This window comes from [Muricauda] lutisoli (nom. illeg.), from assembly GCF_017313105.1.
Classification (GTDB): Bacteria; Bacteroidota; Bacteroidia; order Flavobacteriales; family Flavobacteriaceae; genus Flagellimonas; species Flagellimonas lutisoli.
In genome coordinates, this window is record NZ_JAFLND010000003.1 from 399,499 (window position 1) to 424,076 (window position 24,578).

The 24,578-nt window shown below is 42.0% G+C and carries 21 protein-coding genes; 20 read left to right on the forward strand and 1 reads right to left on the reverse strand.

Translation table 11 applies throughout. From position 1 onward, the window contains the following. Position 1: 1 nt before the first annotated feature. The 4 genes from sov (at position 2) to J0X13_RS12720 (ending at position 8,756) form a co-directional block, all read left to right on the forward strand. Positions 2-7,105: a T9SS outer membrane translocon Sov/SprA gene (gene sov, locus J0X13_RS12705; protein WP_207071782.1), complete on the forward strand. Its 7,104-nt coding sequence runs from the start codon at positions 2-4 to the stop codon at positions 7,103-7,105. A gap of 103 nt (positions 7,106-7,208) precedes the next feature. Continuing rightward, a complete protein-coding gene (gene gcvH / locus J0X13_RS12710) occupies positions 7,209-7,589 on the forward strand; it encodes a glycine cleavage system protein GcvH (protein WP_207029542.1) in 381 nt (126 codons plus the stop codon). A 49-nt stretch (positions 7,590-7,638) separates the two neighbouring features. Further along, positions 7,639-7,989, forward strand: a complete 351-nt coding sequence (locus J0X13_RS12715) for a VanZ family protein (protein ID WP_207071783.1) — start codon at positions 7,639-7,641, stop codon at positions 7,987-7,989. A gap of 62 nt (positions 7,990-8,051) precedes the next feature. Beyond that, positions 8,052-8,756 carry an energy transducer TonB gene (locus J0X13_RS12720; RefSeq protein ID WP_207029544.1) on the forward strand — a complete coding sequence of 235 codons (705 nt, stop codon included), beginning with the start codon at positions 8,052-8,054 and terminating at the stop codon, positions 8,754-8,756. 68 nt (positions 8,757-8,824) lie between these two features. On the opposite strand, the gene J0X13_RS12725 is transcribed toward J0X13_RS12720, so the two are convergent. Continuing rightward, positions 8,825-9,724: an MBL fold metallo-hydrolase gene (locus J0X13_RS12725; RefSeq protein ID WP_207071784.1), complete on the reverse strand. Its 900-nt coding sequence runs from the start codon at positions 9,722-9,724 to the stop codon at positions 8,825-8,827. 118 nt (positions 9,725-9,842) lie between these two features. Here J0X13_RS12725 and cyoE point away from each other — a divergent pair, with 118 nt between their 5' ends. From cyoE to J0X13_RS12805, 16 genes are all read left to right on the forward strand, one after another. Further along, on the forward strand, positions 9,843-10,745 hold the full coding sequence (gene cyoE, locus J0X13_RS12730; protein WP_207071785.1) for a heme o synthase: 903 nt from the start codon (positions 9,843-9,845) through the stop codon (positions 10,743-10,745). Between the two features lie 2 nt (positions 10,746-10,747). Then, on the forward strand, positions 10,748-11,329 hold the full coding sequence (locus J0X13_RS12735; RefSeq protein WP_207071786.1) for a cytochrome c oxidase subunit 3: 582 nt from the start codon (positions 10,748-10,750) through the stop codon (positions 11,327-11,329). A 92-nt stretch (positions 11,330-11,421) separates the two neighbouring features. After that, complete coding sequence (locus J0X13_RS12740) at positions 11,422-12,399, forward strand: cytochrome c oxidase subunit 3 (RefSeq protein WP_207029548.1); 978 nt, start codon at positions 11,422-11,424, stop codon at positions 12,397-12,399. Positions 12,400-12,414: 15 nt separating this feature from the next. After that, a complete protein-coding gene (locus J0X13_RS12745) occupies positions 12,415-12,798 on the forward strand; it encodes a cytochrome C oxidase subunit IV family protein (RefSeq protein ID WP_207071787.1) in 384 nt (127 codons plus the stop codon). Between the two features lie 73 nt (positions 12,799-12,871). Beyond that, complete coding sequence (locus tag J0X13_RS12750; RefSeq protein WP_207071788.1) at positions 12,872-13,507, forward strand: hypothetical protein; 636 nt, start codon at positions 12,872-12,874, stop codon at positions 13,505-13,507. After that, positions 13,485-14,228, forward strand: a complete 744-nt coding sequence (locus J0X13_RS12755; protein WP_207071789.1) for an SCO family protein — start codon at positions 13,485-13,487, stop codon at positions 14,226-14,228. Before J0X13_RS12750 ends, J0X13_RS12755 begins: the two co-directional genes overlap by 23 nt. Then, positions 14,225-14,761 carry a DUF420 domain-containing protein gene (locus J0X13_RS12760; RefSeq protein WP_207071790.1) on the forward strand — a complete coding sequence of 179 codons (537 nt, stop codon included), beginning with the start codon at positions 14,225-14,227 and terminating at the stop codon, positions 14,759-14,761. Before J0X13_RS12755 ends, J0X13_RS12760 begins: the two co-directional genes overlap by 4 nt. 6 nt (positions 14,762-14,767) lie before the next feature. Continuing rightward, on the forward strand, positions 14,768-14,980 hold the full coding sequence (locus tag J0X13_RS12765) for a hypothetical protein (protein ID WP_207029553.1): 213 nt from the start codon (positions 14,768-14,770) through the stop codon (positions 14,978-14,980). Positions 14,981-15,076: 96 nt separating this feature from the next. Then, on the forward strand, positions 15,077-16,321 hold the full coding sequence (locus J0X13_RS12770; RefSeq protein ID WP_207071791.1) for an ABC transporter permease: 1,245 nt from the start codon (positions 15,077-15,079) through the stop codon (positions 16,319-16,321). An 11-nt stretch (positions 16,322-16,332) separates the two neighbouring features. Further along, positions 16,333-17,589, forward strand: a complete 1,257-nt coding sequence (locus J0X13_RS12775) for an ABC transporter permease (RefSeq protein ID WP_207071792.1) — start codon at positions 16,333-16,335, stop codon at positions 17,587-17,589. A gap of 33 nt (positions 17,590-17,622) precedes the next feature. After that, complete coding sequence (locus J0X13_RS12780) at positions 17,623-18,723, forward strand: efflux RND transporter periplasmic adaptor subunit (protein ID WP_207071793.1); 1,101 nt, start codon at positions 17,623-17,625, stop codon at positions 18,721-18,723. Positions 18,724-18,831: 108 nt separating this feature from the next. Then, positions 18,832-19,533, forward strand: coding sequence for an ABC transporter ATP-binding protein (locus J0X13_RS12785; protein WP_207071794.1), 702 nt, complete (start codon positions 18,832-18,834; stop codon positions 19,531-19,533). Continuing rightward, positions 19,526-20,755: an ABC transporter permease gene (locus J0X13_RS12790; RefSeq protein ID WP_207071795.1), complete on the forward strand. Its 1,230-nt coding sequence runs from the start codon at positions 19,526-19,528 to the stop codon at positions 20,753-20,755. The genes J0X13_RS12785 and J0X13_RS12790 overlap by 8 nt, the downstream gene beginning before the upstream one ends. Before the next feature lie 59 nt (positions 20,756-20,814). Next, positions 20,815-22,014, forward strand: a complete 1,200-nt coding sequence (locus J0X13_RS12795) for an ABC transporter permease (RefSeq protein ID WP_242535729.1) — start codon at positions 20,815-20,817, stop codon at positions 22,012-22,014. Positions 22,015-22,053: 39 nt separating this feature from the next. After that, the gene (locus J0X13_RS12800; protein WP_207071797.1) at positions 22,054-23,172 is read left to right on the forward strand and encodes an efflux RND transporter periplasmic adaptor subunit; all 1,119 of its coding nucleotides are present in this window, start codon (positions 22,054-22,056) and stop codon (positions 23,170-23,172) included. A 42-nt stretch (positions 23,173-23,214) separates the two neighbouring features. Continuing rightward, a complete protein-coding gene (locus J0X13_RS12805; protein WP_207071798.1) occupies positions 23,215-24,564 on the forward strand; it encodes a TolC family protein in 1,350 nt (449 codons plus the stop codon). Positions 24,565-24,578 lie beyond the last annotated feature (14 nt).

The window sequence follows — 24,578 nt, forward strand, 5'->3', positions numbered from 1 at the left end:
TTTGAAAAGAGGGGCAAAACCAATACTTAAACGAGCTCGTTTTAAGTACATTTTCTTTGTTGTTTGTTTGCTGTCCATATCCAACCTAATGGCTCAGGAAACTAACGAACAGGCTCAAGATTCCGTAAAAACAGGAGTTGAGCTGGGTCGCCTCATCATGGAAAACCCGGATAGTATTGTTGCAAAATATACCTACGACCCCAAGACCAATACATACGTTTATACAGAAAGCATAGGAGACTTCAATGTAAACTATCCTGTAATCCTGACTCCCGAACAGTATTATGATCTGGTGGAAAAGGAGCAGATGAAATCCTACTTTAAGCAAAAGGCAGATGCCTATGCAGGAAAGAAAGAGGGAAGTGAGGAAGCACGACGAAATCTTTTGCCCAATTTTTATGTGAACAGTAACTTTTTTGAGACCATTTTTGGCGGAAATACCATTGAGGTAATCCCGCAAGGGTCCGTGGCCATGGATTTGGGTGTGCTGTGGCAAAAAAATGACAACCCTGCGTTATCGCCGAGGAACAGAACCAATCTTTCTTTTGATTTTGACCAGCGAATCAGTTTGAGTTTGCTAGGGAAAGTTGGCGAGCGTCTTCAGGTTACCGCAAATTATGATACCGAAGCTACTTTCGATTTCCAGAACTTGGTGAAGTTGGATTATACACCGACAGAGGACGACATCCTTCAAAAAATAGAAGTGGGTAATGTGAGCATGCCACTCAATAGCTCCTTGATTACGGGTGCCCAGAGTTTATTCGGTGTCAAAACACAACTTCAGTTTGGGAAAACCACGGTGACTGCGGTCTTTTCGGAGCAACGTTCACAAAACAATACCGTGGTGGCCCAAGGGGGTGGCACCGTAAACGAGTTTTCCCTTACGGCTTTGGATTACGATGAGGACAGGCACTTTTTCTTGGCACATTATTTCCGAGATAATTATGACCGTGCCCTGGAGTTCTATCCATTCATACAGACCAAGGTGCAGATTACCCGTTTGGAGGTTTGGGTAACCAACCGAAACCAACAAACACAAAACGTTAGGAACGTTGTGGCTATCCAGGATTTGGGCGAAGGCATTTCGGATAATACCCGTATTGGTGTCAATAATGGTGACCCAGCAGGTTTTTTTAATGCCCAAGCTACTGCAACCGGACTGCCTCAGAACGGTGCCAATGCCTACGACCCCAATCAAATTGGAAGCGGGGCGCTAACACAATCCATTCGAGACATTGCAACGGTGGAAGCTGGGTTCAATATTCCAGGATATAACGTAAATCAAGGTTTTGATTATGCTATTTTGGAGAACGCAAGAAAATTGGAGCCTGGGCGTGATTATGAGTTTGATTCCCAATTGGGATACATTTCTTTGAGCCAAAGTCTGAGCAACGATGAGGTGTTGGGTGTTGCTTTTCAATATACGTATGACGGACAGGTTTTCCAGGTGGGAGAGTTTGCCAATGGAGGGGTAGATGCCACCACGATTCCGCCAAACTCCAATTTGATAGAAAACAATGCATTGGTTTTAAAGTTGCTAAAGAGTAACATTACCAATGTCCAAGATCCTATTTGGGATTTGATGATGAAAAATATCTATTCCACGGGAGCTTATCAACTGAATCAAGAAGACTTTAAATTAAACATTTTATATTCCGATCCTACCCCAAGAAACTACATCACACCAGTGGATCCCAATGCAGGTTGGCCTACGGGATTACAAGATCAGATTTTATTGAGCGTATTTAATCTGGACAGGCTTAACACTTACAACGATGTGCAGCCAGGTGGGGATGGATTTTTTGATTATGTAGAAGGGATTACCGTAGATTCCCAATCAGGGCGTATTATTTTCACCAAGGTGGAACCATTTGGGGAATATCTTTTCGAACGATTGGGTGGTGGCGTTTATGATGTGGACAACGACCAAGGATACAATCCAAACCAGAGGAAGTATGTATTCCGAAACATGTACGCCAAAACTAAAGCCGCTTCGTTACAGGACGCCGAAAAAAACAGATTCCAGATAAAAGGACAGTATACCTCACAATCCAATAACGGTATTCCAATCGGTGCCTTTAATGTGCCGCAAGGTTCGGTGACCGTGACCGCTGGTGGGAGACAGTTGCAAGAAGGTATTGACTATACGGTGAACTATCAGGCAGGTACGGTTCAGCTTCTCGACCCAAGTTTGGAAGCATCCAATACACCCATCAATATTTCTGTGGAGAACAATGCGGTCTTTGGCCAACAGACAAGACGCTTTGCAGGGGTGAACGTAGAGCACAAATTCAACGATAAGTTTGTTCTGGGGGGAACCTTGCTCAATTTGAACGAGCGACCACTGACACAAAAATCAAATTACGGGATTGAGCCCGTCAACAATACCATTTTTGGACTGAACGGAAATTTCAGTACCGAAATACCCTTTTTGACAAGATTGGCCAATAAGTTGCCTAATATTGACACGGACGTACCTTCCAACCTGTCCTTGCGCGGTGAGGTGGCCTTTTTGAGACCTAATTCGCCCAAAAATGCAGACTTTAGGGGAGAAACCACCACCTATCTGGATGATTTTGAAGGCGCACAGGCATTGATTGATATCCGATCATCATTGGGATGGACTTTGGCGAGTCCCCCAGTTGAATTTTTGAACGATAGAACTGGAATCGATGTCGGTTACGAACGTGCAAAAATGGCGTGGTACACCATCGATCCCATTTTTTACACCAATCAAAGACCTTCCGGAATGTCGGACAACGATATTTCTTTGAACTCCACCCGTAGGGTTTTTATTGATGAGGTATTTACCGAAACCGATATCGCCCAAGGACAAACGCAGGTGCAAAGTACCTTGGATATTGTTTATTATCCGAATGAGAAAGGACCGTACAATGCCAACCCAAGTTTTGAATCGGAAACGCCAGATACTAAGTGGGGCGGAATTATGAGGCCTTTGAGCAGTACCAACTTTGAGCAGTCCAACGTGGAATTTGTCCAATTTTGGGTCTTGGACCCCTACATTGATGGCGAAACAACGGACGCCAACGCTGGGGAGCTAGTGCTGAATTTGGGAAATATTTCCGAGGATATCCTGAAGGATGGTCGTAAGCAATACGAAAATGGATTACCGGCTAGCACCAACAACGAAGTGCCTAGGGAAACTATTTGGGGGCAAGTGCCTTCGACCCAGTCTTTAGTATATGCTTTTGATGCGGATGAGACCAATCGATCGGCCCAGGATGTTGGATTGGACGGCTACGGTGATGCCGAGGAAGCTACAATTTACAATGGTCCTGCAGAAGACCCTGCTTTGGACAATTATCAATATTACCTGAACCGAGAAGGTGGGATCTTGGAGCGTTATTTTGATTTCAACAACACGCAGGGAAACTCCCCGGTAGAAGTGACCAATACCAATAGAGGTTCCACTACTTTACCGGATGTTGAGGATATTGACAGGGATTTGACCATGAATACGGTGAACAGTTATTACGAATACCGCATCCAGATAAAGCCAAACACTACTATTGATGATCAATATGTCACCGATATCCGCGAAGGGCAAACACCAACATTGCCCAATGGTACACAATTGAACCGCAGATGGATTCAGTACAAAATTCCATTGAGTGATTTTACCGATGCCGTAGGTGGAATCTCGGATTTTAGGTCGATTAGTTTTATGCGGATGTACCTTACCGGGTTTTCGGACGATGTTGTACTTCGATTCGCAACCTTGGATTTGGTGCGTGGAGATTGGAGAACTTATACCAAATCTTTGCAGCCCAATGTGGACAACGACCCTTCGGACGATGCAACCGTGACCGATGTGAATACAGTGAACATCGAAGAGAATTACGGAAGACAACCCATACCTTATGTATTGCCCCCTGGAGTAGTACGTGAGCAGCTGAACAACAACAATACGATTATCCGTCAAAATGAGCAATCCCTGTCTTTTGTGGTAGAGAATTTGGAGTCTCAGGATGCTCGAGGGGTCTTCAAAAATGTAAATATCGATGTGCGTCAGTACAAGCGTTTGAAAATGTTCATGCACGCCGAAAAAATATTCAATACCGATTACTCTGATAGCGATACGCCATTGGTAGGGTTCCTAAGAATCGGTACCGATTTCTCCGAAAATTTCTATCAGATTGAGCTGCCACTTCAATTTACTTCGTTCGGAGCCTCATCTGCAGAAGAGATTTGGCCCGATGTCAACGAAATAGATGTGGCGTTGAACGATTTGAACAAGGTAAAATCCCAAGGGATATCCAATCAGACTTTGGATGAAATCAATTACTATGAAATTGTGGATGGCGAGGCCGTGCTTGTTGATGAATTTGCTCCTCGAACCGTGGGAAGGGTTCGAATAGGAATAAGAGGTAATCCATCTTTGGGAAGTATTCGAGGTATGATGGTGGGTATCAAAAACATTGATGATATTCCAGCTCGGGGTGAAGTTTGGTTCAATGAGCTCCGCTTGGCAGGTCTGGAAAACAATGGTGGTTGGGCCGCAACCGCTGCCTTGGATGCAAACATGGCCGATTTTGCAAATGTGACCGCTACCGGAAGCAGAAGTACATCGGGCTTTGGCAGTATTGATCAAACACCGACAGAGCGAGCCTTGGAAGACGCCATCTCCTATGATGTGGTCACGAATGTGAACGTGGGACAATTGTTCCCGAAAAAGTGGAATCTGCAGCTACCGTTCAATTACGGAATTTCCGAAACGTTGATTACACCCGAGTTCGATCCTGTTTATGATGACCTAAGGTTGGATGACAGGATTGCCGCGGCAGCAACGCAAGAAGAGGCAGAAGCTATTAAAGAACAGGCAGAGGATTACACAAAACGTACCAGCATTAACTTGATTGGGGTTAGAAAAAACAGGGGAGAGGAAGCCGAAGAGAATTTCTTTGATGTGGAAAACTTTACCTTTAATTATTCCTATAACGAAACCGACCACCGGGACTTCGAGGTTGCAGAGCTTCGTGACCAAAACGTGTCCACAGGATTCGTATACAATCACAACTTTAGGCCCGCTCCCGTGGCGCCATTTGCTAAAAAGGACTCCATGCTTACGGGAAAATATTGGCAATGGCTGAAGGATTTGAACTTTAACGCACTACCCACAAGTTTGTCCGTAAACGCGAATTATAACCGTTCCTTTAACCAACAAAGATATCGAGATGTACTGGAGCCAGGTGTGGATGCTTTGGAATTACCTTTGTTGCAACAGCGAAACTATCTTTTTAACTGGCAATATGCCCTCAATTATAGTTTGACAAAATCCCTAAGGTTGAATCTGACCGCCTCCAACAATAATATTGTCCGTAATTATTTCAATGTGGACGATGATCGCGATTCCGGAATCAACCAGGCATTGGATTTGTGGGATGGCTTTTTTGACATTGGTGAACCGAACAGGCATTCACAGCAAATGCAGTTGAACTACGAATTACCGTTCAGCAAGATTCCATTCCTCAGTTTTATCAATGCCCAATATACCTACACCAGTAATTTTGATTGGCAACGTGGGGGCGATGCGCTTCTTGAAGTAGCGGGGGAAAATATCAACACGGTACAGAACGCCAGTACCCACAACTTGACCGCTAATATGAGCATGCAGCGTTTTTATGACTTTTTGGGTCTAAAAAAGCGTGATGGAAAAGTAACCGCAAACCAAGCTGGAGTTAGAAGAGATAAGGCAGGCAACCCTGCCAATGGTGAAGAAACCAATAGTCCGCGAAAAACAAGCAAAGGGTTCAATACTTTGGTGGATATCCTGACCATGGTAAAAAGGGTGAACGTAAATTATAGCGAAAACCGAGGAACGGTATTGCCGGGATATACACAATCTATCGGATTCATCGGTACTACTCGCCCTACTTTGGGCTTTGTTTTCGGTAGCCAGGCAGATGTAAGGTTCGAGGCCGCACGTAGAGGATGGCTTACCGATTACCCAGAGTACAGCAATCAGTTTATGCAGAACACCAACAAACAACTCAACATTACGGCTACGGCACAGCCGACCCAAGACTTGACCATAGACTTGAACGCCGATAGAAATTATATGAGTTCGCTGCAAGAAAGCTATAGTCCGGAAGAATGGATGAACGGCCAAGATGGACTGATCAACGAGATGGGGAACTTTAGTATCTCCACTATGATGATAGGAACTGTATTTAACAAAAGTGACGAGTTTGATTCCGAAACCTTTGAGCAATTCAAACAAAACAGGATTACTATTGCCAACAGACTGGTATCCGATAGGGGAGAAAGTCCAGGTACCTTGGATGAGGACGGTTTTCCGGAACGCTATGGTAAAACCCAGCAAGAGGTATTGCTTCCGGCATTCTTTGCAGCATATACAGGACAGGATGTGGATAGGGTGAATATGGATGCTTTCCGTGAAATCCCAATTCCTAACTGGAACATAAAATACACAGGTTTGATGAAGAACAGATGGTTCAAAAAGAAATTCAAGCGTTTTTCGTTGAGCCATGGTTATCGTGCTGCCTACAGTGTAAATTCGTTCCAGACCAATTTGGAGCGACAGAACACCACATTTGACCAGGAAAACGGGGATCTATTGCCCAAAACATTGATCAATAATGTGGTTTTGACAGATGAGTTCAGCCCCTTGATGCGTGTGGATTTTGAAATGCAGAATTCCTTCAGCTTTTTGGCCGAGGTGCGGACCAGTAGAACCTTGTCCTTGAGTTTTGACAATAATTTATTGACGGAGATCAATGGTAACGAATATACCGTGGGGTTGGGATACCGCTTTAAAGATGTGAAATTCGTAACGAATATCGGGGGCGAGAAAACTCGTTTAAAGGGAGACTTGAACCTGAAGGCGGACCTGTCACTTCGAGATAACATAACCATAATCAGAAACTTGGATATCGATAACAATCAAATCACTTCTGGCCAGAGATTGATGTCCATAAAGTTCACCGCCGACTATGCGTTGAGCAAAAGTTTGAACGCCCTGTTCTTCTACGATCATTCCTTCTCGGAATTTGCGGTTTCCACGGCATTTCCGCAGACCACTATCAATACGGGCTTTACGTTACGATACAACTTTGGAAACTAAGATTGGCATTTTTTATGCTTACCTTTATTTTGTCGGAAAGTTTCTTTGAAAAACTTTCCGCAATCCGTTACATTTGTCCATCGACTAATTCAAACAAAAAGTAATGAATATACCATCAGAATTAAAGTACACAAAAGACCATGAGTGGGTCAAGATAGATGGAGACACCGCTACTGTGGGTATTACGGATTTCGCCCAAAGCGAACTAGGGGATATCGTTTACGTTGAAGTGGAAACCTTGGACGAAACATTGGACAAAGAAGAGGTTTTTGGAACCGTTGAGGCCGTAAAAACCGTTTCCGATCTGTTCCTGCCGTTGAGCGGAGAGATCGTTGAGTTTAATGAAGCACTGGAGGACGAGCCAGAAAAAGTAAATTCCGACCCTTATGGCGATGGATGGATGGTGAAAATAAAATTGAGTGAACCTTCCGAGGTGGAGGATTTAATGAGTGCCGACGATTACAAGGCATTGATAGGTGCTTAAGAATTATATATATACCTTATTGTTTGTAAGCTGGGTAGTTGTCATCACAATGCTCAGCTTATTTTCTTTCTCGAGCATGGATTTGGATACGGGGAGCCTGAATATCCCATATGCCGATAAAATCACCCATTTTATATTTTATCTCACATTCGCTTTTGTGGGATGTCTAAGTTTGAGGGAAAGAACGACGGGAAACCTTGGTTTGCGCAAAACCTTGATTATTGTTTTGTTTTTCGCTATATTATATGGTATACTTATTGAGGTATTACAATACACGATCACAACCGATAGAATGGCCGAATGGGGCGATGTTCTGGCAAATACGTTAGGGGCATTTGCAGGAATAGGACTGATTCGGTGGGTTTTTTCTAAGAAAAACCCGTTAAAATGGAAATTTTAATTGTTTATTTAACCAATTAATAATTAAATTAGCAAACACTAAATTTAGAAAAGGAGAAAAGGATGGAACCAAAAAAGAACCCGAAAGCAGATGTAGGAAGAAACAGCGCACTATATTTCGTTATAGGATTGGCTGCTGTTTTGGCATTGGTCTACGGAGCCATGGAGTGGAAAAAATATGACAAGGTAAATGATTACGACATTTCTATGAATGTTGAGGATCAGTTGGACGAAGAAGTACCAATGACGGAGCAAATTAAGACTCCACCGCCACCACCGCCACCTGCTGCCCCCGAAGTAATCGAGGTTGTAGAAGATGAGGAAGAAGTGGAAGAGACCGTAATCGAGTCTACTGAAACTAGCCAAGAGGAAGAGGTAATCGAAATCGAAGAAGTTGAAGTGGAAGAGGTAGAAGAGGACATTAGTGTGCCTTTTGCTGTTATCGAGGACGTGCCGGTATTCCCAGGTTGTGAAGGAGCGAGTGATAAAAAAGCTTGTTTCCAGGAAATGATGCAGAAACACATCCGTAAAAACTTCCGTTATCCAGAAATTGCCCAAGAAATGGGAGTTCAAGGTAGGGTAAGTGTAATTTTTGTTATCCAAAAAGATGGAAGCATCGGAAACATTAGAATGCGTGGACCAGATAAGAACTTGGAAGCTGAGGCAATGAGAATTATCCAAAAATTGCCTAAAATGACTCCTGGAAAGCAAAGAGGTAGACCAGTGAAGGTTCCTTTCAGTATTCCTATTACATTTAAGCTTCAGTAAGAAGATATATATGATTCCTGTCGAGGCAGGAATGAGAAAAGCCCTGATGGAAACGTCAGGGCTTTTTTTTACTCTTCAATGGAAGAGGTAAGGCTGAGGTATATAGTTTCCCGTATCCTTTCAGGATTAATGTACCCAGTTCCATATTGGGCGTCATATTGGGAAGTTAGCTCGTTGTTGCCCTTTACTTCTTCCAAGGATTTTCCTGCGGTTATTTCCTTTTGGATGGTTTGCTTTACGTCTTCCAAGACCGTAATATAGTTTTCCAATTCCGACTTGTTCGACGGTTCGCCATGTCCAGGGATGATTTTAGTGTCCGAATCGATTACCATTAAGGCTTTTTTGTGGGCCTCGATATATCCATTGATACTTCCTCCGCTGTTCAAATCGATATAGGGATATCGGCCCGAGAAATAAGTGTCTCCCATGTGCAATACATTTTCATTGACAAAATAGATCATGGTGTCTCCATCGGTATGTGCATTGTGTACATGAAAAAGCATAACCGTTTCCTTACCATCATGAAAAGTCAGGTCTTCAGAAAAAGTGATTTCTGGCAATGATTTTTCAAAATCTTTTTGATTCAGCTCGTTGGCCGACATCTTCTCCTGTCCATTTACCTTTAGGCGTTTTCTAACATTATCCTGAGCCACTAAAATGGTGTTATCAGTGTTGAAGTTGACATTTCCACCCGTATGGTCACCATGCATATGGGTGTTCACAAGGTAGGTGATGGGCTTATCGGTAAGAGTTTCGATAGTTTCTTTAATTTTTTTGCTCAGCGGAGCAAATTGGTCATCTATCATAAAAACTTTATCCTGCCCCACGTAAATACCTATATTGCCGCCTCTTCCCGTGAGCATAAATGTATTTTGGGTCAAGGTGTCAATAGTGATATTTACTTCATCATCTTGGGCATGTGTTGCCCATATGGATGTTAGGAGTATCAAACTTAAGATGTTGCGCATAATGTTCTGTTTTGGATTTTTCATTAAAGTAGTTCATTGTCAAAAATAATACAAAGACCGTCAATAGGTTGGAAATGAGAATCGGTGGCGTTATCTTTGCCAGCCAATAAAGATGTGGATGAAATCTGCCGTAGGTTCCGTAAAAAATAATACCCTTTCCTTACTACTTACTGATTTTAAGGAGATAACCAAGGCCAAGTTGGCCATTAGCGTGGTGTTCTCTTCCATTGCCGGGTATTTTCTTGGGGCCTATCAAGTTAACGTGGTATCCTTGCTACTATTAATGTTTGGAGGTTATTGCATGGTGGGAGCGTCAAATGCATACAATCAAATTATAGAAAAGGACTTGGACGCTTTAATGAAGCGCACCCGGAACAGGCCGATTCCCTCGGGAAGGATGTCGGTGAAAACCGCATTGATCATTGCAGTAACACTAACGGTACTAGGGGTGTTGTCCCTCCTGGCACTTAGTCCCAAGACTGCCATGTTCGGGGCAATCTCAATATTTTTGTACACCAGTGTTTACACGCCACTAAAAACAAAGTCCCCTTTATCGGTTTTTGTTGGGGCTTTTCCAGGGGCCATACCTTTTATGTTAGGTTGGGTGGCCGCAACCGATGATTTTGGAATAGAACCCGGAACTTTATTTATGATTCAATTTTTTTGGCAGTTTCCCCATTTTTGGGCTCTGGGTTGGATGTTGGATGAAGATTACAAGCAAGCGGGCTTTAAAATGTTGCCTACAGGAAAAAAAGATAAAGGGACCTCAATTCAGATTATCCTGTATACCATTTGGATGATTGTAATATCCATTATACCCGTGTTCGGATTTACTGGGCGTTTGCATTTGTCCGTTCCTGCAGCGGTAATTGTATTGCTATCCGGTTTGGTAATGCTATTTTTTGCCGTCAAATTATATGAAAACAGAGACAATCCATCAGCGCGAAAGTTGATGTTGGCCAGTGTTACCTATATATCATTGATTCAAATAGTATACGTAATAGATAAGTTTATAAGCTAAAAATGGATTTAACCCAAGGAACAGTAGAAGAAAAGAACAAAAGGGCAAAAAAAATGATGCTCTGGTTTGGCATTGTGAGTTTGATCATGGGCTTTGCCGGTTGGACCAGTGCCTATATTGTTAGTAGCAAACGAGAAGATTGGGTAAGCGATTTGGAATTGCCAAGTGCATTCTTTATCAGTACTGCCATGATTATTTTGAGCAGTGTCACGTATTTGATCGCAAAACGATCAGTTGCCAAGAACAATCAAAAAATGGGCACTATATTTTTATTTGTCACCTTGGCGCTCGGCATCACCTTTATATCACTGCAATTCGTCGGATTCTCCCAAATGTTGGAGAATGGGTATTATTTTACCGGCCCCACTAGTAATATAAAAATGTCCTACGTATTTTTGATTGCGGCTGTACATATAGCACACGTAGTAGCAGGTTTGATATCCCTTTTGGTGGTGCTGGTAAGACAGTTGGGAAATAAATATACACCGGAGAACATGTTGGGCATGGAACTGGGAGCTACTTTTTGGCATTTCCTGGATTTTCTTTGGGTATATCTAATTCTATTTATGTATTTCGTGAAATAAAATTTGATTGAAGCAGTTTTCATTCAACTTTGTCTTTTACAATACATCAAAAAATGTAAATTTGTGAAAGTTTTAATAAAACGACCTTTTTTATGGATGCAACGGTAAGTACCGGTACAGAAGACAGCGTTTGGGGTGGTGGAAATAGACCTCTGGGCGCTAGCTATGGAAAAATGATGATGTGGTTTTTTATCATGTCGGATGCCTTGACCTTTTCCGGGTTTTTGGTAGCCTATGGTTTCTCAAGATTTAAGTTCATAGAACTTTGGCCTATTGCCGATGAAGTGTTTACCCACTTTCCGTTCTTGCACGGTGTTGAAGCACCCATGTATTATGTGGCATTTATGACCTTTATTTTGATCATGTCCTCTGTAACCATGGTGTTGGCAGTGGATGCAGGTCATAAAATGAAGCAGAAAAGTGTTATCCTTTATATGTTCCTTACCGTTATCGGTGGTGCCATCTTCGTTGGCTCACAGGCTTGGGAATGGGCAACTTTTATAAAAGGTGATTACGGAGCGGTTGAGACAAACTCAGGTAGAATCCTTCAGTTTGTAAATGCCGAAACAGGTAAAAGGGCCGCTTTGGCCGACTTTGCCGAAACCTTGCCGGAAGAAAGGGTGAAACACCAAGCTAGTGAAGGTATTTGGTTCGAATCGGAAGGATACAAAACATCTTATTCGTTGAACGAGGTTGTTGAAGGTTTTAAGGCAACACCGAATATTCTTATCCGTACAGAACAATTGAACGAAGAAGGTGAAAAGACCCTTTTGGACAGAAAACAGTCCTTGGCGAAAATTTTGGAAGCCAATCAAGTGGTTGAGGGAGCAAACCTGGTACACAACGAATACGGACATCGATTGTTCGCCGATTTCTTTTTCTTTATCACAGGATTCCACGGATTCCACGTATTCTCCGGGGTAGTGATTAACATCATTATATTCTTTAATGTGATTTTGGGTACTTACGAACGCAGAGGTCACTATGAAATGGTAGAAAAAGTTGGACTGTACTGGCACTTTGTGGATTTGGTATGGGTATTCGTATTTACATTCTTTTATTTGGTATAAAAACATTGATTATAGATGGCACACGAACATAAACTAGAGATTTTTAGAGGACTTTTAAAATTCAAGTCGAATACCCAGAAAATTTGGGGGGTACTTATATTCCTTTCTATAGTAACCACCGTAGAAGTTGCTTTGGGTATTGTTAAGCCAAGAGCTTTAACCCACAGCTATCTTTTGGGGATGAAATTGCTTAACTGGATTTTCATCATCTTAACCTTGGTGAAGGCCTATTATATTGCGTGGGACTTTATGCACTTAAGGGATGAAAAGACTTCGTTGAGAAGAGTGATCGTATGGACACCTGTATTTCTTATTTGTTACTTGATATTCATCTTGCTTTTTGAAGCAGATTATATTCATAATGTATATAGGGATGGGTTCATAACATGGAACTTCTAACAATAAAGCATTTAACAAATTTAAAAGACGGTTTTCCAACCGTCTTTTTTTATTTTTGTAGGGTTAAAAAACTATGAAAAAGAAAATCGTATTAGGAGTCCTTTTTATCCTCCCGGTGGTGGTGTATCTATTTTTTGCATCGGGGGTGAATAATTTTGGAAGGTTGCCCACACTTACCGAAAATGTATCGGATGTTTCCAGTATAGATTCCAATCTGCAACTCAAAGATAAGATCACCATTTTGGGATTTTTGGGAAATAATGTGGAAGGGATGCAAGGGAATGCCTTCAACCTTAACCAAAAAATCTATAAAAGGTTTGGGGAATTCAACGATTTTCAAATGATTATGGTCGTTCGGGAAGGTAATGAAAAGCAAGTGGATGAATTAAAAGGTGAATTGGGTAAACTATCCAACATAGACAAATGGAAATTTGCGTTTGGTACCACTGATCAAATTAAAGTGTTGTTCAAATCATTGCAAACCAATCTTACATTGGATGAGGAACTTTCCACTCCAAATGTATTCATAGTTGATAAAGACCTGAGCCTACGAGGGCGTACCGATGACGAGGATGAAGGGGTCAAATATGGTTATGATACCTCTTCCGTAGCAGAACTGAACAATAAAATGGTGGACGATGTCAAAATTATCTTGGCGGAGTATCGTCTGGCACTAAAAAAGAACAATGCCAACAGGAGCGAAAAATAAGAAAAAGTATACCTACATCTGGGTGTCCGCAATTATTTTGATTTTTGGAATCTTTGCGGTTTACGAAATTACAAAGCGTGTAAAAGGTGGCACCATTGTGGAAAACGACCGAATGAGCGTTAGTTCTAAAAACACCAAAGTGGGTTTTGTGGTCAATCAAGGAGAAAAGCGTAAAGTGCCCGACTTTTCATTCTATGATCAAGACAGTGTTTTGGTCACCAATAAGGATTACTTGGGTAAAGTTTACGTGGTCGATTTTTTCTTCACTACGTGCCCCACCATATGTCCCATAATGACCAAAAATCTGGTAGAACTACAAGATACTTTTGAAGATGATCCTGATTTTGGCGTGGCATCTTTCACCATCAACCCACGATATGATACTCCATCCGTATTAACGGAATATGCGGAGAAATATGGGATTATGGACGAAGATTGGCATTTGATGACAGGCGACCATGAGAAAATATATGAATTGGCACAGCAGGGCTTTTACATCTTTGCCAGTGAAGATCAGGATGCCCCTGGGGGATTTGAACATTCAGGTATGTTCGCGCTGGTTGACAAAAATGGGTATATTCGCTCGCGTGAAGATGAATTTGGTAATCCGTTGATTTACTATCGTGGAACAATAACCGAGGCGCAAGGGGTGAATTCTGATGGAGAGACACAGCAGATCACCATTTTAAAGGAGGATATTAAAAAATTATTGGCAGAATGACCGAGGAAGTTACATTAAAAGAAAAACGGTTCAATAGGTTGATAACCGTAATTTCCATTGCAATACCTTTAGTGGTTGCCCTATTGTTTGGTTATAAGATTCCAAACGCCGAACCCCTATCTTTTTTACCGCCCATTTATGCGGGAATCAATGGTTTGACTGCAGTTTTATTGATTGCTGCCTTTATCGCCATTAAAAATGGTAAAGAACGTATCCACCAAAGGTTAATGACAACCAACATTATACTTTCAGCATTATTTTTAGTAATGTACGTTGCCTATCACATGACATCCGAAACCACTGTTTTTGGAGGAGAGGGCCCCATCAAGTTTGTTTATTACTTTATTTTGATGACGCATATTGTGTTGTCCATTTCGGTGATTCCTTTGGTATTGATCACGTATTCAAAAGTTTATTTGGACGATTTTGAAAGTCACAGACAATGGGCCAAGTATACCTTTCCCATTTGGTTGTACGTTGCCATAACAGGTGTTTTGGTCTACATTATGATTTCACCATATTATCAATATTGATTTTCCATGAAAACAAGATTTCTGATCATACTTATTGTTTTGTTGGTAATTCCAACGGTGTCAGAGGCCCAATGTGCCATGTGCCGCGCAGTGGTCGAAAGCGAGTCTGGTGGAAAAACTGCCGAAGCCATTAATAATGGAATTGTTTATCTAATGGCTGTGCCATATGTTCTTGTGGCGGGGCTGTTTTACTTCATTTATAGAAAAATGAGAGGCTAAATCTGCCTTTTTTTACTTCAAACTGTAACATTTAGCGGATTTTATTGTCTTATTAGTGAACGCTTGCGTCACTCATCAATCAAAAATCGCTAACCCATGTTCGACCTGGAACGGTGGCAAGAAATATTTGACACCATAAGAAAGAACAAACTCCGCACCTTTTTAACCGGGCTTTCCGTTGCCTCGGGTATTTTTATTTTGGTAATTCTTTTGGGTTTTGGTCAAGGCATGCGCAATGGTATTGAGCATGAGTTCGAGCAAGATGCCTCTACCAGTGTTTGGGTTTGGCCTGGCGTAACTTCCAAAGAATACAAAGGACTAAACCCTGGGCGACGTATTCAACTTGTAAACGAAAACTATAATAAAGCCAGCGCCATGTTCAATGACGATATTGAGTATGGTTCGGCAAGGATATTTGTACGTGGTGTTAGTGTAAATTATGGAAAAGAGGCTCTCATCTACGGAGTTCAGGGTGTGGCTTCTGATTTTCAGTTTATAGAAAACGCCAAAATGATTGAGGGAAGATTTATCAATTACCAAGATGAAGCTTCCAATGGCAAGGTGGCTATTATCGGCAACAAAATAAAAAAAGATGTTTTTGGGGATGTCGATACCCCTATAGGTGAGTTTATAGATATCTCGGGAATCCCATTTAAGGTAATCGGTGTTTACAAAGAAATGGAAGATCGTGAAGAAGAGCGAATTTATATTCCTATTACAACTGCCCAAAGGACTTTTAATGGTGGCAATAGGGTGAATAATTTGTCCTTTACATTACCTCCAGTTGAAAATTTTGATAAGGCCGTTGCCCAAGCGGTAGATTTTAAAAACGGACTTCGAGAATATTTACAGCAAACCCATACCATTGCTCCCGACGATACTGGAGCTATAGAGGTTTGGAGTGCGATGGAAGAGGCTAAGCGCTACTATGGACTCACCAATAACATTAAACTGTTTTTCTGGTTTGTAGGGGTATGTACCATTATTGCCGGTGTGGTAGGGGTAAGCAATATTATGATGATCGTGGTCAAGGAGCGCACCCGCGAAATAGGAATTAGAAAAGCCTTGGGCGCGAAACCATGGTCCATTATCGCCATGATACTTCACGAGGCCATTTTTGTTACCGCAATTTCTGGTTTTGGAGGATTGATATTCAGTATGGCCCTGTTGGAACTGGTCGGCCCCAATATAGAAGTGGATTACATTATGAATCCCTCCGTAAACTTCAACGTGGCCTTTTCCACTGTAATTGTTTTGATAGTCGCAGGAACCCTGGCTGGTTTTGTGCCAGCTTACCGAGCGGCAAAAGTTAAAGTAATCGAATCCCTGAGGGACGAATAAGCAAAGCTGATATGTTCAATAAAGATAGATGGCGGGAAATTATAGAGGTGCTCACAACCAATGTGTGGCGAACCATCTTTACGGCTTTTGGGGTTTGCTGGGGCATCTTTATCCTGATTGTACTGTTGGCCGCAGGAAAGGGATTGGAGAATGGCATTAAACAGGATTTTGGGAATATTGCCACCAATACCATGTTTATGTGGACCAGGGCCACCACCAAAGGTTATGAAGGATTGCCCAAAGGGCGACGTTTTGAGTTTAAAATAGACGATGTAGACGCATTGCGGGATAATGTGCCTAATCTTCGATTTATTTCCCCACGTAACCAACTGGGTGGATTTGGCGGCAACAACAATGTGGTTCGGGGCATCCGAACCGGAGCTTACAATGTATATGGGGATTATCCCGAAATCATTAACCAAGACCCTATGGCGGTGACCTCCGGACGCTTTTTGAACTACAACGATATTAAGGAAAAAAGAAAAGTGGCCATTATCGGTCAAGGGGTGAAAAATGATCTTTATGATAAAGATGAAGATGCGCTTGGAACCTATATCAAAATACAAGGAGTCAACTTCATGGTCATAGGAACCTACAAAAAGAATAGCAGCGGAGGGGGAGAAGAAGGCCAAAAGGAAATTTTTGTTCCTTTCACCTCATTTTCCCAAGCCTTTAATAGGGGAGAGGATGTAGGGTGGATGGCTATTACAGCAAACGATGGCAGTTCCATTTCCCAGCTCAAGGACAAAATTGTGGATGTGATGAAGCAACGCCATAAAGTACATCCCGAAGATACCCGCGCAGTAGGCTATTTTGATCTCTATGAGCAATACAACCGTGTCGAAAGTCTTTTTGGAGCATTAAAAGCAGTTGCTTATATCGTGGGTATTATGGTTTTGCTATCCGGAATTATAGGGGTGAGCAACATTATGCTCATCGTGGTGAAGGAACGTACCAAGGAAATAGGTATACGAAGGGCGTTGGGAGAACAACCTTGGTCCATAAAAAAACAAATTTTGATGGAATCCATTTTCCTGACCTTGATCTCGGGAATGGTCGGTATCATATTCGGGTCCCTGGTCATTTTTGGGATCAATTCCCTGTTGGATAGTGTAGGACCTGTGGATATGTTCATGAGTCCAAGTGTAAGCGTTGGTGTGGTGACCGGGGCCTTGACTATTTTAATGGTTTCGGGGCTACTGGCTGGGTTTATACCTGCACAGAGTGCCATACGTGTTAGGCCCATTGAAGCATTGCGAACAGAATAATAGGTAAGAATCAATCAATTAACAGAAATTATAATGAAAAAATCGGTAACCATAGTCATCTTGTTGCTCATCGTAATAGTGTTCGGTGGCTCCATGTACTACTTGTATCAGAAAAATGCTGAGGACCCAGTGGTATATCAAACAGAAACGCCTTCCAAACAGACCATTGTAAAAAAGGCAGTGGCCACGGGGAGTATTCTTCCTTTGGAAGAAGTGTTGATCAAACCCAATATTTCGGGTGTGATCGAGGAGATTTATGTAGAAGGGGGAGATTATGTGAAGTCAGGAGACCTTTTGGCAAAAATAAAAGTAGTGCCTAACCTATCGGCCCTAAATGATGCCAGAAATGCCATTGATGAAGCTAAAATAAATCTGGACGATCAAAAACGTAATTATGAACGCCAATCCACACTTTTTGGAAAAGGGGTCATCCCTAAAACTGATTTGGAACGTGCACAGGTGTCCTACGATCAAGCAAAACAGGCCTATGCGGCAGCCAATAAAAGATATGATATTGTAAAAACGGGAACCACGAGCGGCTTGAGCAGTTCGGCCAATACCATGATCAAGGCCACAGTGAGCGGAATGGTTCTGGAAGTGCCCGTTGAGGTCGGTAATCAGGTGATCGAGAGCAACACCTTTAACGAGGGTACCACGATTGCTGCCATTGCCGATGTGGACAAAATGATATTTGAAGGGAAAGTGGATGAATCCGAAGTGGGTAAAATAAAAGAAGACCTTCCATTGGAGATAACCGTGGGAGCCATCGAAAATCGTGTTTTTGATGCTGTTCTGGATTATATCGCGCCCAAGGGAAAAGAGGAGAATGGCGCCATTCAATTTGAAATAAAGGGAACACTTAAAAAGAACGATACCGTATTTATAAGAGCAGGTCTTAGTGCCAACGCATCCATTATTTTAGCCCGTGCCGATAGTGTTTTGGCAGTAAAAGAAGCTTTGGTACAGTTTGATGATGATACCAAAACGCCCTTTGTTGAAGTAGAAACCGCCGATCAGCACTTTGAGCGAAAAGAGGTGGAATTGGGTGTGAGTGATGGTATTTTTGTGGAGGTGAAGTCAGGCATAGCGGTCACTGACAAAGTTAAAGTATGGAACGCATTGGCCGAGGAATAGCCGATAACCAACCACCTTCGGAAAAAAAAGTAATATTTATTGTAACATTTTAACAACTTATATGTCTTACTAGCAGAAGTAAAAGTAAGATAGCTAACATCATCAATCATGATAGAAATCAAAGATCTTCATAAATCCTATAAAATGGGGAGTAACGTCCTTCATGTTTTAAAAGGGATAAATTTTAAAGTAGAAGAAGGCGAGCTGGTGGCCATTATGGGTTCTTCAGGGTCTGGAAAATCTACTTTGTTGAATATTTTGGGAATGTTGGATGGCGCGGATTCCGGTGAGTATACTTTAGATGGTGTACCTATCAAAAATTTGAGCGAAACCAAAGCTGCCCAATATAGAAACAAATTTTTGGGATTCATCTTTCAGTCTTTTAACCTGATCAATTATAAAAGTGCTTTGGAGAATGTTGCCCTTCCACTTTATTATCAGAAAGTACCTAGAAAAGAGCGCCAAGAAAAGGCCATGAAGTATTTGGAAAGAGTTGGCCTAAAACCATGGGCAGATCATTTACCAAGTGAGTTGTCCGGTGGTCAAAAGCAAAGGGTGGCAATTGCAAGGGCCATGGCTGCAGAGCCAAAAGTGCTGCTGGCAGATGAGCCGACCGGTGCATTGGACAGTACAACTTCCTATGAGGTAATGGACCTTATCCAAAAAATCAATGATGATGGCAATACCATTTTGGTGGTGACCCACGAAGAGGACATTGCCCACATGTGCAAACGAATAGTACACCTAAAGGATGGTGTTATCGTGGAGGATAAAAAAATCGAACAAGTAAGAGCGGAACAGTATGTTTGATCGTGACGTTTGGCAGGAAATATTCAATACGCTGAAGACCAATAAGCTCAGAACTTTTTTAACGGGTTTCTCAGTGGGGTGGGCCATTTTTATATTGGTAATGCTCCTTGCCTCTGTGAACGGCATGGAAAATGGTTTTTACAACCAGTTCAACGATGACGCTACCAACTCCATCTTTGTGCGCCCGGGAACTACATCCAAAGCCTATGGTGGTTTTGAAGAAGGTAGAAGAATCCAATTGGAAAACGATGATGTGGAATATATCAAGCAAAGCTTTCCTGAGGATGTCGAGTATATAAGCGCAAGGTATTATGCCAACGCAACGGCAAGGTACAAAGATGAGACCGGTTCTTATTCTGTGCAAGCTGTACACCCCGATCATCAGGCCATAGAAAAAACATTGGTGGTTTCCGGTAGATACATCAATGAGGCCGATATCGTTAACAAGGCCAAAGTTGCAGTTATCGGAAGAAAAGTGGCGGAGGATCTTTTTAAAGATGAAGACCCCTTGGGCAAATTTGTGGAATTCAATGGATTGCCCTTTAGGGTCATCGGAGTCTTTACGGATGATGGCGATGACAATGCCGAAAGAAGGATATATGCTCCCATAAGCACCTATCAACGGATTTATAAGAACACCAATGATATAAACATGATCGCTCTGACCTACAATCCAACCTATGACATTTCTACCTCATTGGAGTTTTCGAGTAGATTGGAGGACATAATGAAGCGTCGCCATAAAATTGACCCAGAAGATCAATCGGGCCTCTACATATTCAATTACGCAGAGGCTTATGACAACATAAGTAGTTTTACGGCTGTTTTGAAGGGGATTGGTATCGGTGTCGGGTTTTTAATACTGGTTGCGGGTATTGTGGGTATAGGCAATATCATGGTATTTACCATTAAGGAGAGAACCAAAGAAATTGGAATACGAAAAGCTCTTGGAGCAAGGCCCAGCCAAATTGTGAACTTGGTACTGTTGGAGTCGGTTTTTATTACGGCAATTTCAGGTTTTGTGGGATTGTTGTTTGCTTGGATGATATTGGCCGCCATAGGCCCTACGATTCAGACACCGGCTTTTAGCAATCCATCCGTAAGCCTTTCAGTCGTGGTCACGGCCACTATTGTATTGGTAATTGCAGGAGTATTGGCAGGCTTGCTGCCCGCCATGAAAGCTGCAAATGTTAAACCCATTGTTGCACTAAGTGATAAATAGTTATGTGGTTATTTGATAAAGACTTGTGGATAGAAATTTTTCATACCCTGGGCAAGAATATGCTAAGGACCTTCTTGACCATGCTTGGAGTTATCTTCGCTATGATCATCTTGGTTCTGTTATTGGGCTCTGCCAATGGTATGAGCAATGGGTTCAATAAGCTTTTCGCCGGAACGGCTTCGAACAGCTTGTTTGTTTGGGGACAATCAACCTCCGAGCCTTACAAAGGTTTTGAGCGGGGAAGAAGAATCCGATACAAACTTGAAGATGCAAGCATTCTGAAAACACAGATTCCTGAAATTGAAGTATTGGCCCCTCGAATTGAATTGGGGAACCATAGGGGAATCGTAACCGTTTACAGAAACGGACAAACAAGTGGTTCCGCTGTGTATGGTGATTTTCCGGAAATAGACAATATCACCAAAAAGAAGTTGGTGGAAGGTAGATTTTTGAACCAAACCGATATTGAAGGTTCAAAAAAAGTATGTGTGATCGGGGAGGAAACCTATAAACTCTTATTCGATAAAGGAGAAAAAGCCATAGGCGAGGACATTCGTATCAATGGTATTTATTTCTCGGTCGTAGGGATTTATAAACCGAACAACAACATCAATATTGATGGAGAAAATGCGGTTTTTATACCCTTTACCACGTTCCAAAAAGCATTTAATTCTGGAGATAGAATGGGCTGGATGGCCATAGCCGTGGAAGAAAGCACTCCGGTACCGGTCGTTGAAAAACAAATAAAGGACATTTTAAAGGCCAAATACGATATACATCCAGATGATGAACGTGCCATTGGTAGCTTCGATTTGTCCGAAATATTCAACAATATCACTGCGTTTACCACGGTTCTAAAAGGATTTTCATTTTTCGTTGGAATCTTTACCCTTTTGGCAGGTGTAATCGCGATCAGTAATATCCTTTTGATTACTGTAAAAGAGCGTACACAGGAAATCGGGGTAAGAAGGGCCCTGGGGGCAACACCCAAGATAGTGAAACGTCAGATTGTTGTAGAGGCCATTGTGTTAACGGCATTTGCCGGCTTGGTAGGTTTTGCCATTGCAGTTGGGATATTGTCCATTTTAAATGCCATGTGGGGCAGTGGGGATGATTTTCCATTTGTAAAACCAATGATCAGTGTGCCGCAGTTTATCATATCATTCATTTTAATGGTAGGACTGAGCGTGCTCATCGGATTGTTGCCGGCCAACCGAGCTGTAAGAATAAAACCCATAGATGCATTAAGAGAAGAATAATCATCAATACAATTAAATAACGAAATCAAATAAACAAGAATGAACAAGTATGTAAAATACGGATTGATAGGGGTAGTGGTCATTGGTATTTTGGCCGCTTTAGTCTACTTTTTAAAGCAGAACAGTACTCCTGTAGAGCTGTATAAAACCGAAACAGCAGAACGAAAGGACATCGTAAATAAGGTAATCGTTACCGGAAAGGTTATTCCTGAGGATGAGATCAATATCAAACCTCAAATTTCCGGTATCATCGATAAGATCCTTTTGGAAGAGGGTGTTAGAGTACAATCTGGAGACCTTATTGCCGTAATCAAGGTAGTTCCCAATGAGCAATCTTTGAACCAAGCGGCAGGTAGGGTCCGAAATGCCGAATTGGCACTGTCCAATGCTAAATTGGAGTACGATAGAAATAAAACCTTATTTGACAAAGGGGTGATTTCGAACCAGGACTTCAACAATTTGAAGCTGACCTATGAGCAGGCCATGCAAGAATTGAAAAATGCACAGGCTGATTATCAGATTATTAGAAAAGGTTCTGCTGGAGGTTCGGCGAGTGCCAACACCAATATTAGGGCCACTGTTTCCGGGACCATCCTAGAGATTCCCGTTAAAGAGGGAGATCAGGTCATTCAAAGTAACAACTTTAACGAAGGTACTACTATTGCAACCATCGCCGATATGAACAAGATGATCTTTGAAGGAGAGGTGGATGAGGCTGAAGTTGGTAAACTGCATGTCGGTATGCCATTGGAAATCAGTCTTGGCGCGCTGGAAGAGCAAAAGTTCGATGCAAAACTTAAGTTCATTGCACCTAAAGGTGTAGAAGAGGAAGGTGCGGTTCAATTTAAGATCGAGGGTGATCTGGATGTAAAAGATAGCGATAGTACTTCTTATGTAAGAGCAGGTTACAGTGCCAACGCATCCATTGTATTGGAAGAGAAAAAAGATGTGCTGTCCATTAAAGAAGCTTTGCTTCAGTTTGACAAGGAGACAGAAAAGCCATATGTGGAAGTGCAAACCGGCGAAAATGAATTTGAGCGCAGGGACCTTGAATTGGGTGTCAGTGATGGTATAGATGTAGAAATCGTTTCAGGCATTGGAGAAGATGATAAGATCAAAGTTTGGAACAAGCTTGAGAAGAAATCTGACGAAGGTTAATCGATGCTCACAATCATTTTTAAAACCAAAATCAAAAAACGAATGAAAAATAGCATAACGATAGTACTACTGTTGTTCGCCGTTACCTTTTCGAGTGCTCAAATACGCAAATGGACACTTGAGGAATGCGTGGCATATGCAGTGGAAAACAATTTGACCGTAGAACAATTTGAACTGGATTTGGAGAATGCCAAAATCGATAAATCAGATGCCCTGGGGAATCTTCTTCCCAGCTTGAACGGGTCCACGTCGGCCTCAAGTAATACGGGTTTCTCCATTAATCCAACGAACAACTTGCCCACCAATAGCACCGCTTTCAACGTGAATGCCGGGTTTAGTTCCAACGTAACCCTTTTTGACGGGTTAAGGAATATCAACCGCTTGAACAGGGCAAAAATGAGTGCAATAGCCAATCAATACCGTTTGGAAAACCTAAAGGACGATATCCGGTTGAACGTCGCCAATGCCTATTTGCAAGTGGTTTCCAATAAAGAGCAGCTTAAAACCTTTAAGGCGCAATACGCAGTTACGGAACAAGACCTTATCAGAACCAAGGAATTGGTGGAATCGGGAGTTGTTCCCAGAGGGGACCTTTTGGAAATTGAGGCTACAGCTGCCAATCAAGAACAGCAAATAATCAACGGCGAGAGCTTGGTTGTTATTTCCAGGGTGAATTTGGCACAATTACTTCAGATCACCGATTACGAGAACTTTGATATAGCGGAAGAAGAGTTCGATATTCCACCTTCCGATATTTTGGACAATTCTCCTAAGGTGATTTTTGATAAGGCATTGGGCTTTAGAAATGATATCAAGTTCTCTGAAACCAATGTTGAAGTGGCCGAGCAAGATCTTAAGATTGCCAAAGGGGCTTACTTGCCAACTTTGTCCGGTTTCTTCCAGTACGGTACACGGTATTCTGATGTAACCCAGATACCTGATGGAAACGGTGTTCCTTATACTCCTAATTTTACCGATCAGCTTTGGATTTTTGATGGTATTAGTTACGGTGCACAATTAAGTGTTCCCATTTTTAACGGATGGAGCACACGCAACAATGTAAAACGTTCAAAAATTAGCTTGGAGAAAGCAAGATTACAGTTGGAACAGGATAAGCTGGATTTGGAAAACGCTATACAACAGGCTTATGTGGATGTGGGTACTTTCGAGAAAGCCTATGTTGCAGCCGAAAAAACTTTGGAGGCTAGGCGTTTGTCCTACGAATATGCCAAGGAGCGTTACGATGTTGGTTTAATGAACGCCTTTGATTTTAGTCAAGCACAGGCTAGACTGGAAAATGCCCAGGCAGATGTGATCAGGACCAAGTACAACTACATTTTCCGATTGAAAATTTTGGAATTCTATTTTGGTATACCCATTGCATTAAACTAGTATCTTTGTGGCCG